The sequence below is a fragment of the Bradyrhizobium sp. genome (assembly GCF_030693485.1).
GTDB lineage: Bacteria > Pseudomonadota > Alphaproteobacteria > Rhizobiales > Xanthobacteraceae > Bradyrhizobium.
In genome coordinates this window covers 1-9,133 of the sequence record NZ_JAUYAN010000237.1, presented here as the reverse complement: position 1 = coordinate 9,133, position 9,133 = coordinate 1, and the positions used below count along the sequence as shown (strand labels likewise).

The 9,133-nt window shown below is 59.7% G+C and carries 10 protein-coding genes; 5 read left to right on the top strand and 5 right to left on the bottom strand.

The genetic code is table 11. From position 1 onward, the window contains the following. Nucleotides 1–607 (bottom strand): formyltetrahydrofolate deformylase (locus Q8N40_RS17450; RefSeq protein WP_305712693.1); only part of this gene is annotated, 607 nt, incomplete at its 3' end. Nucleotides 608–953: 346 nt separating this feature from the next. Between Q8N40_RS17450 and Q8N40_RS17445 the strand changes: the two genes are divergently transcribed. The 3 genes from Q8N40_RS17445 (at nt 954) to Q8N40_RS17435 (ending at nt 3,743) form a co-directional block, all read left to right on the top strand. Further along, nucleotides 954–1,523, top strand: coding sequence for a Wzz/FepE/Etk N-terminal domain-containing protein (locus Q8N40_RS17445; protein WP_305712692.1), 570 nt, complete (start codon nt 954–956; stop codon nt 1,521–1,523). Then, nucleotides 1,523–2,728, top strand: a complete 1,206-nt coding sequence (locus Q8N40_RS17440; protein ID WP_305712691.1) for a hypothetical protein — start codon at nt 1,523–1,525, stop codon at nt 2,726–2,728. Before Q8N40_RS17445 ends, Q8N40_RS17440 begins: the two co-directional genes overlap by 1 nt. Nucleotides 2,729–2,900: 172 nt before the next feature. Further along, the gene (locus Q8N40_RS17435) at nt 2,901–3,743 is read left to right on the top strand and encodes a uroporphyrinogen-III synthase (RefSeq protein WP_305712690.1); all 843 of its coding nucleotides are present in this window, start codon (nt 2,901–2,903) and stop codon (nt 3,741–3,743) included. Nucleotides 3,744–3,811: 68 nt separating this feature from the next. On the opposite strand, the gene Q8N40_RS17430 is transcribed toward Q8N40_RS17435, so the two are convergent. Beyond that, nucleotides 3,812–4,789, bottom strand: coding sequence for a tripartite tricarboxylate transporter substrate binding protein (locus Q8N40_RS17430; RefSeq protein WP_305712689.1), 978 nt, complete (start codon nt 4,787–4,789; stop codon nt 3,812–3,814). Nucleotides 4,790–5,143: 354 nt separating this feature from the next. Between Q8N40_RS17430 and Q8N40_RS17425 the strand changes: the two genes are divergently transcribed. Further along, nucleotides 5,144–5,602, top strand: a complete 459-nt coding sequence (locus Q8N40_RS17425; protein WP_305712688.1) for a hypothetical protein — start codon at nt 5,144–5,146, stop codon at nt 5,600–5,602. A 64-nt stretch (nt 5,603–5,666) separates the two neighbouring features. Beyond that, entirely contained in the window at nt 5,667–6,266 is a 600-nt protein-coding gene (locus tag Q8N40_RS17420; RefSeq protein ID WP_305712687.1) for an imm11 family protein, read from the top strand. 92 nt (nt 6,267–6,358) lie between these two features. Here the strand turns inward: Q8N40_RS17420 and Q8N40_RS17415 are convergent, their stop codons facing one another. The 3 genes from Q8N40_RS17415 to Q8N40_RS17405 form a co-directional block, all read right to left on the bottom strand. Beyond that, the gene (locus Q8N40_RS17415) at nt 6,359–7,303 is read right to left on the bottom strand and encodes a GDP-L-fucose synthase (protein ID WP_305712686.1); all 945 of its coding nucleotides are present in this window, start codon (nt 7,301–7,303) and stop codon (nt 6,359–6,361) included. After that, nucleotides 7,284–8,369: a GDP-mannose 4,6-dehydratase gene (gene gmd, locus Q8N40_RS17410; RefSeq protein WP_305712685.1), complete on the bottom strand. Its 1,086-nt coding sequence runs from the start codon at nt 8,367–8,369 to the stop codon at nt 7,284–7,286. Before gmd ends, Q8N40_RS17415 begins: the two co-directional genes overlap by 20 nt. Before the next feature lie 179 nt (nt 8,370–8,548). Next, nucleotides 8,549–9,133: glycosyltransferase (locus tag Q8N40_RS17405; protein ID WP_305712684.1), on the bottom strand; the 585-nt coding region annotated here is incomplete at its 5' end.

Here is a 9,133-nt window from a genome sequence, read left to right as displayed (position 1 = left end):
CCTTGAACCCCGGCAGAAACGAATGATGGATGTTGATGCAGCGCCCCGACAGCTTCGCCGACATCTCGTCCGACAGTATCTGCATGTAGCGCGCCAGCACCACGAGATCGGTTCTGGTTTCGCCGACCAGATTCCAGACCGCGATCTCCTGTTCGCGCTTGGTCTCTTTCGTGACCGGCAGATAGTGAAACGGAATCCCGCCGAAATCGAGATTGCTGTAGGTGTCGCGCGGATGGTTGGAAACGATCGCAGTCGGGATCATCTCGAGTTCGCCGGTGCGCCAGCGATACAGTATATCGGCGAGGCAGTGGTCGGATTTCGAGACCAGCAGCATGACCCGGCGGCGGCTGGCGCGGTCGCGCATCAGCCAGTCCATGCCGAAGCGTTCGGCGATCGCGCCGAAGCCGGTTTGCAGCGACGAAAGGTTGACCGCGAGATCGGCGGCGTTGAACACCACCCGCATGAAGAAATGACCGGTCTCGACGTCGTTGAACTGCTGGGCATCGAGAATGTTCTGCCCGTTATGGGCAAGGAACGTCGATACCGCCGAAACGATGCCGGGGCGATCCGGGCAGGATAAGGTCAATACGAATTGATGATCGGACATGGATTGGATCGGTCAAAATTCATCTACACTGGATAGCAAACACACTGAGATCTGCCGGAAGTCAACCGGCCATGGAAATCCCGGACCAATTGAGCCGGGGCCGCTGATGGTATCGCGCATCTTCTGGGTCCGTCGCGATTACTGCCCGCGACGGCAGAGCACCCTCCTTTCAGCGCCAAAGCCGCGCCCGATCACTGGGACCGTTGTCGTCGCCAACAGCACGCGCGCCAAAAACGTGTACTGCGTCTGCATATATCATGTAACATTGAGACGAACTTCAAAGGCCACGCTGGATCGGACATGCTTCGCAGCGGCACGCCTCAGGGTCAGCCAATAGGAGATTGCATTGGACACCGCCCGATCTGATGGGATTTTCGACCAGGAGCTCGTTGGCATACTCTACGAACATTGGAAGCTGCTCATCATCGTTCCTGTCGTTGCGGCTGCAATCGGATACTTGATCGCGGCCTTCGTTCCGGTGCAGTACGCCAGCCAGACGTTCTTGCGGATCAACCCACAGATGGCGCGCGACTACAGCGCGCTGCTGAAATCGCCCGCGATTGCCGAAACCATACTTGCTCAATACCCCGAGACAGGCGCGACGCCCGAAGCAAAGGCGCGCTATATGAATACGCATCTCTTCTTCAAGGATCAAGAACCGCATACGGCCAAGGCAGCGGTGCGTCTCTACAGAATTGATGCGTACCATCGCGACCCTGGCACCGCGACACACATTCTCTTGCGGTCGATCAAAGCCCTCTCGCTTGATCCGGTTATCGCTACTCAGCCACACGAACCGCAGGAACCGGCTTGGCCGAACAAGCGCGGATTTGCCTTGCTTTCCGGCCTGATCAGCATTCCCGTGTCGTTTGCCTTGTTGATCTTGTTTCGCTTCTATCGCGCGGGAACCGTGTGATGCTCGCAAATCCGTTTGTCGTCTTCATTCTTTCTTTTGGGATGGTCCTGCTCATCTACCAGCTCGGTTGGTCCGAACTCTATCTGCCGCTTTCGTATGATGTGCTGCTCTTTTTTGCGACAACATTTCTGTCGGCCGGCCTGCTTGCGCGCTTCACCTCTCCAGCGATACAGAACGGGCGTGGCTATGTTGCGGGCCTGCTGCCACATTATGCCACTTGGTTTGTAATCGTTACGTTCGTGGCAGAAATCCTTCTTGCTGGCGGAGTGCCGATCCTGCTTGTTCTCGGCGGCAAGGAATTTTACACGCAGGAAGCGAACGCCGTTCATCTTCATGCCTTCACGTTCTGGATCGTGTTTTCGACGATCCGTTTTGCCGATTTTATCTATTCGCGGAATTTGCGATACTTGATCGAAGCCGGGTTGCCGGTCTTGTTCTTTGGGCTCCTGATCTATCGGGGCTCGGCGCTGATGTGCCTTGCATCCTGGGCGTTTATCTTCGTGATCTGCAATCGCAGCCTACGCGTCTGGCACGCCGCCGTGGCAGGTGCCCTGGCGATTCTTATTTTTTACGGAAACGGCGTCATTGGCGACATCCGTTCGCCGCAACAGGAAATTCTAATTGGCGAGCCGACAAAGGCGTTCAAGGAATCGGTAATTCCGCGCAATTTCTTCTGGTCTTATCTCTATTCGACCGTCTCCATTGCCAATCTTCAACTAACTGTTGATCTGATGGACGGCAACAAGGGAACGGTTGCTGAATTTGTCGCCTCCGAATTTCTTCCCGACACGATCTCGAAGAGAGTGTTGCCACTGCTAAATGACGGCATCTCGAGCAACATGGGCAACCTCGTTTCGCGCGACCAACTCTATGGCTGGGAGCAGCCACAGGTTTCTCCCGGACTGAACATCTCCACGATCTTCGGCCGGTCTTACGGATTTTTCGGGTGGCTTGGGCCGGCAATCATGTTCGTGGCGCTATGCTCTTTTATTGTGACTTACCTTATCTTGATCAGGTCCTCCCCCTATCGCGTGCCAGCGTTAGCGCTGTTGAATACGCTGGTCTTGTTCTGCCTGTTCAACAACATGCTGGTGTCGGCGGCGACTCTGCCAACGTTAATCTGGCCGCTGCTCTTGCCACCTTGGAAACGTTCACCGGAGCGAGCTACCGCCGAGAGCTCACGAGCTAACCACGGGCAGGGCTAGGATCATACCCAAGAACATCACCAGAAGTTCAGGAAGTTCACGGTTGCGCACAGGGGCGTTTCGGTCGAGTTGTCCGTAACCGGGGTCTGCGCGCTATCCGTGGACCCTTGCGCCAATCCCTGCCCAGCGCGATGATGAACAAACAACAGGCGACCCGTGGCAGAGCAGGATCATGGCTGACAGACTGAACGGCTATCGCATTCTCATCCTGGAAACCCGCGAAGAGGCGCAGTTCTCCCGTCTGCTCACCGAGCGGGGCGCGGAGGTGCTGCAATGTCCGATGTTCACCATCCACGACGCACCGGATGCCGCGCCGGTCGAGGCCTGGATCGGCCGTTTCATCGCAAAACCCTGTGACGACCTGGTGCTGATGACCGGTGAGGGTCTGCGGCGGCTGATGAAGGTGGCGCGACGGACCGGCGTCGACCAGAGTTTTGTCGCCGCGCTCGGCAAGGCGCGCAAGTTTGCGCGCGGCCCCAAACCCGGCAAGGCGCTGCGCGAGATCGGGCTGGAGCCGCAGGTGACGACGGAGAAGCCGACCTCGGAGGGTATCGCCGAGATGCTGTCGCGCGTCGATCTTGCGGGCCATCGCGTCGGCCTGCAGCTCTATCCGGACAAGGATCACAGCACGCTGATCGGCGCGATCACGGCGCAGGGCGCCGACGTCGATGCCGTCGCGCCCTACGTCTACGATGCGCAGGCGGCGGAGGCCAACATCATCACCGCGATCGACGAAATGGCGCAGGGCCGGATCGACGCGATTGCGCTGACCAGTTCGGGCCAGGCGCGCCGCCTGTTCGACGTCGCGCGCGCACATGGCTGTGAGGCGCGATTGCGCGAGGGGCTGGCGCGCACGCCGATCGCCTCGGTCGGGCCTGTCGTGTCGGACGAACTCACGTCGCAGGGCTTGCGCACCGACATCGCACCGGCCAACGACGCCTTCTTCATGAAGCCGTTGATATCGGCGATGGCGACATCGCTGGGCAAGACCGCGCCGCGCAACGCCGCCCGTTAGACCTCGAAAACAAAAATATCGAAAACAACCCCATGCAATGAATACTCAACCCTACCCTGATACCATTTTTAATCCACCTTGGCGCCGGCGAACTTCACCACCTTGCCCCATTTGTCGGTCTCGTCCGCCACCAGCTTGCCGAAATCGGCAGCCGAGCCCGGCAGCAGGATGGCGCCGAGTTCGGCGAACCTCGCCTTGGCCGCGGGATCGGCCAGGATCGCGTTGACGGCCTTGTTCAGCGTCGCAACGATTTCCGGCGGCGTGCCCTTCGGTGCGGAGAGGCCGTACCAGGCGCTGGCTTCGTAGCCCGGCAGAAAATCGGCCACCGTCGGCAGGTCCGGCAGCACCGCCGACCGCGTGGTGCTGGTGACCGCGAGGCCGCGCAGCTTGCCCGATTTGACGTGCTCGGCGCAGGTCGGAATGTTGTCGAACATCACCTGGACCTGCCCGGAAAGCAGATCGGTGAGCGCCGGCGCGCCGCCGCGGTAGGGCACATGGAGCATGTCGATGCCCGTGAGCATCTTGAACAACTCGCCCGACATATGGATCGTGGACCCGTTGCCGGAGGACGCCATGTTGAGCTTGCCGGGGTTGGCCTTGGCGTAGGCGATCAGTTCGGGGATCGTCTTGACGGGAACCTCGGGGTTCACCACCACCACGTTCGGAAAACGGATGATCCCCGCGATCGGCTCGAACTCCTGCAGGAAATTGAAATTGAGTTTGCTGTAGAGCGTGGCGTTGATGGCGTTGGCCGGCGCGACGAGAAGCAGCGTGTAACCGTCAGGCGCGGCCCGCAGGGCCGCCTCGGTGGCGATATTGGTGCCGCCGCCGGGCCGGTTCTCGATCACGATTGACTGACCGAGCCGTTCCGAAAGCCATTGTCCCATCAACCGCGCGGTCATATCCGCCGAGCCGCCGGGGGTATAGCCGATGATCAGGCGAATCGGACGCGCCGGATAGCTCTGGGCGCTTGCGGCGCTGGAAACGGCCGGCAGCAGGGCCGCCCCTGCGGCCAGCTGCAAAAATTGGCGACGCGGAAATTTCATGATGCCTCCCCGAACGGAACCTTCGCTGCGGCCCGGCAATCCCCTATGGAACGATGCCGCCGCGCTATCACGGTCTTCTTGGGCAAAGCGTACCTTTGACCAGGCATGCCTGACAAGCAGCGATCGCGACCTGTGATGGGTTTCGCAAGGGCTCTACCCATCCTGGCGAGCTACGGGACTACGGCCCGGCGGGCCTCCTGCGATCGTGATCGGGACAGGCGGAAGACCCTCCCCGTGCCCTCCAAGCCAGTGTAGTGATGATGCGGCCTGAAGAATGGCAGGGCCGCGCGGGGATCGATGGTGGTGCATGCAGATCGGTGGCGTCAACTTGTGTACCCCCGAGGCCCTGCGGCTATGAGCTTTCTTCAAAAGGTCGGACTATTTTTTCGGCTCCTGCGCGGCTTCCTGCCAAAGGCTCTATCGCAAGCCATTTCCGAGATGGGGGCGTTCGAAAGGATCGCGCTAACCCGCAGCGTATACCTGTGCGTTCCCACGGGGAAGGCAACGCTCAAACCTGAGGTTACGTTGATGTCCGTGGGATCCGGCGGATCTGAAGTCATGCAATCTATGAATCTCTCGGTTGATGAGGCAAGGGAGATATTTCAATCAATCAAGCGCGCATGTGATCTGCATACGATCGTAAAGATAAAGGTCGGCGAATTGTCTTGGGTGACGGATGCTCGCCTCCAATCTGATCCCGACAACATCACGGTTGCGTTCGGCGGGCCGCTGGGACGAACGAATGCGATAGCGAAACGAGAAACTGCGGCAGCTGCAATCGCAGAATTTGACGATAGGTTTGGGTTGAATTAGCCGCTTGCGGCGAGATCGCCTCGGCCCGAGTGACGATTGCGGCGACCAAGCGGAAAGCTTCACGATGGTCTATCTTCTGGAACCGAAGGAATACAAATGGGTCCTGTATCCCAGTGTCCCACATGCGCTGATCGACAAACGAGTCCAGGGCATTCCCCTGCAACAGAGCGATTTGCCGGCCGAGACGGAGCTCAAAGCGCGGTTCGCACTTCCTGATATCTGTGAGCCTGGCAGCGGGTTTCTCTTCGTCTCGGACCGCTTCCGGGCGGCGCTGGAGGAACTCGTGCCAGGCTGCGTGGCATTTTTGCCGCTGAATCTAAAGGCGCCGCCGCACATGCTGACGGACAAAGGCTACTTCTTTGTCGACGTGCTCCCGCGCGCCCAACTCATCGACTGGGATCGGAGTCCAACCGGTCCACGTATCGTGCGTGCGCCCGATGGTCGTGAAAGTCGTTCCCTTCAAGGTCGCCGGATGACAGACCCATCGGTTAAGTTCAGGCCGCTGACAGCAGAAACGCCGCCAATCTGGCGCGAGGCCGATCTGGATCGTCCTACTGTTCAATATTTTCCGGACAAAATTGATGTCTTCATGCGGGACGAATTATGGGAAAAGCTCAACGTCAGGTTTCCCAAACAACTCGTCGCGACGAAGCTTGCCTTGTGAGCTGCAATTGAATCGGTTTTCTTGGACGCGAAGCGTACCTTTGGCCGGGCGCATCTTACAAGCGGGATAAATCGAATCCGCCCGGGCGGGAATTACTTCTGTTCGCTGATATACGCCTGATAGGCCAGCTTGATGCCATCCTCGAGCGAGGTGCTGGCGCGCCAGCCCAGTTTGGCGAGGCGGCTGACGTCGAGCAGTTTGCGCGGCGTGCCGTCGGGCTTCGAGGCGTCGAAGCTGATCCCGCCGTCATATCCGACCGCGGCGGCGACCATGCGCGCGAACTCGGCGATGGTGACGTCGACGCCGGTGCCGATATTGACCAGTTTGTCGCCGGAATAGCTCTTCATCAGATGCACGCAGGCGTCGGCCATATCGTCGACATAGAGAAATTCCCGCCGCGGCGTGCCGGTGCCCCAGACCACCACATTGTTCGCGCCGGAAACCCTGGCTTCGTGAAACCGGCGGATCAGTGCGGCGACGACGTGGCTGTACTCCGGATGAAAATTGTCGCCGCGCCCGTACAGATTGGTCGGCATCACATTGATGAAGTCGCAGCCATACTGGCTGCGATAGGCCTCGACCATCTTGATGCCGGCGATCTTGGCGATGGCATAGGGTTCGTTGGTCGGCTCCAGCGGCCCCGTCAGCATCGAATCCTCGCGCAGCGGCTGCGGCGCCAGCTTGGGGTAGATGCAGGAAGAGCCGAGAAACATCAGCTTCTCGACACCGTTGAGGTGCGCGGCATGGATCACATTGGCCGCGATCATGAGGTTTTCGTAGAGGAATTCGGCGCGCAGCGTATCGTTGGCAACGATGCCGCCGACCTTCGCCGCCGCCAGAAACACCGCTTGCGGGCGCGCCTTCGCGAACCAGCCGGCTACCGCGGCCTGATCGCGCAAATCAACCTCGTCGCGCTTGACCGTGAGCAGTTCGACATCTTCCCGGCCGAGCCGGCGCACCAGCGCGCGGCCGACCATACCGCCATGGCCGGCAACGAAGACCGTCTTGCCCTTCAGCTCAAACGGGATTCTTGCCATTGGCGACCTCCCGCCGCGCAATTGCGAGATCGCCCGCCACCATTTCGCTGACCAGCTGCGCGAACGTGATCTTCGGCTTCCAGCCGAGTTTGTCTCGCGCCTTGCTGGCGTCGCCGATCAGGAGATCGACTTCGGTGGGACGGAAATAGCTTGGATCGATGCTAACCACGGTCTTGCCGGACTTGCTGTCAACGCCGGTTTCATCGACGCCCTTGCCGCGCCATTCGATGCCACGACCGACTTCCGCAAACGCCAGTTCGACGAATTCGCGCACCGAGCGGGCCTCGCCGGTCGCCAGCACGAAATCGTCGGGCTGATCCGCCTGCAATATCCGGTGCATGCCCTCGACATAATCCTTGGCATGACCCCAGTCGCGTTTCGCTTCGAGATTGCCGAGATACAGCATGTCTTCGAGGCCGGTCTCGATGCGGGCGACGCTGCGCGTGATCTTGCGGGTCACGAAAGTTTCTCCGCGGAGCGGGCTTTCATGATTGAACAGGATGCCGTTGGCGGCATACATGCCGTAGGCCTCGCGGTAGTTCACCGTGATCCAGTAGCCGTAAAGCTTGGCGACGCCATAGGGCGAGCGCGGATAGAATGGCGTGGTTTCCTTCTGCGGAACCTGCTGGACCAGACCGAAAAGTTCCGAGGTGGAGGCCTGATAGAACCGCGTCTCCTTTTCCATGCCGAGAATCCGGATGGCCTCAAGCAAGCGCAGCACGCCGATCCCGTCGGCATTGGCGGTGTATTCCGGACTTTCGAAGCTGACGCCGACATGACTTTGGGCCGCCAGATTGTAGATCTCGGTCGGCCGGATCTGCTGCATCAGCCGGATCAGATTGGTCGAATCCGTCATGTCGCCGTAGTGCAGCAGGAACGGCACGTTGCCGGTGTGCGGGTCCTGGTAAAGGTGGTCGATGCGGGCGGTGTTGAACGAGGACGATCGTCGCTTGATGCCGTGCACGGTGTAGCCGAGGCCGAGCAGGTATTCGGCCAGATAAGCACCGTCCTGACCGGTGATGCCGGTGATCAGCGCGACGCGCCGTTTCGAATCCTGAACCGTCATTTTCTCTCCAACACCCCGCCGGCGGCAGTCTGGCTTGAGCCGTTGCCAACACTAAAAACAGTCAAGCAAGCTACGGCTAACATGATCGCGTAAAGCCAAGCAAACCTGCGCCTTTCACGCGACGCCTTTTCTCCGGACATTGTTAATTGTGCGGAGCTCAGCTTGCCGTCAAGACATTCTCAAGGACCGCGAAACAGATCGATTAATTTGGCGGCTTCTCTGTCTACATCATGGTGTTGAAGAACCTTTGCGCGTGCGGCTTCTCCCATCCTGCTGATGGTCTCCAGGGGTGCGTCGAGGCAGGCTAGCAAAGCGGAGGCCAGTGCCTCGGTATCGCCCGCCGCCACCAGCCAGCCATGTTCGCCCGGCTCAACCAATTCGGGGATGCCGGCCACGAACGTAGTGATCACGGGCCTTCTCAAGGCCATCGCTTCCATAATCACGACGGGCAAACCTTCGGCAAAACTCGGCAACACCAGCGCACGTGCCGCCAATATTTCGTCGCGCACCTGATCGCTACCAATCCAGCCGGTGATCCGTACCTGCTTTGCCAGTCCGTAGCGCGCGATAAGGGCCTCGAGGTCGCCACGCATTTCGCCGTCTCCGGCCAGCACGAGTTCAAACTCTGTTCCGCGCTCGGATAATTGGCGTGCCGCTTCAATCAGCAGCAGCTGACCTTTCTGTTCGCATAGTCTGCCAACGCAGATCAGGCGCCGCTTCGCGCCGGGCAGGGTGGAAGCATGCTCGTGAAACGCCCGCTCTAA

Coding starts and splice junctions, on each gene's coding strand:
- Q8N40_RS17440 (WP_305712691.1), top strand. CDS start 1,523: ATGCTCGCAAATCCGTTTGTCGTCTTCATTCTTTCTTTTGGGATGGTC.
- Q8N40_RS17435 (WP_305712690.1), top strand. CDS start 2,901: ATGGCTGACAGACTGAACGGCTATCGCATTCTCATCCTGGAAACCCGC.
- Q8N40_RS17430 (WP_305712689.1), bottom strand. CDS start 4,789: ATGAAATTTCCGCGTCGCCAATTTTTGCAGCTGGCCGCAGGGGCGGCC.
- Q8N40_RS17425 (WP_305712688.1), top strand. CDS start 5,144: ATGAGCTTTCTTCAAAAGGTCGGACTATTTTTTCGGCTCCTGCGCGGC.
- Q8N40_RS17420 (WP_305712687.1), top strand. CDS start 5,667: ATGGTCTATCTTCTGGAACCGAAGGAATACAAATGGGTCCTGTATCCC.
- Q8N40_RS17415 (WP_305712686.1), bottom strand. CDS start 7,303: ATGGCAAGAATCCCGTTTGAGCTGAAGGGCAAGACGGTCTTCGTTGCC.
- gmd (WP_305712685.1), bottom strand. CDS start 8,369: ATGACGGTTCAGGATTCGAAACGGCGCGTCGCGCTGATCACCGGCATC.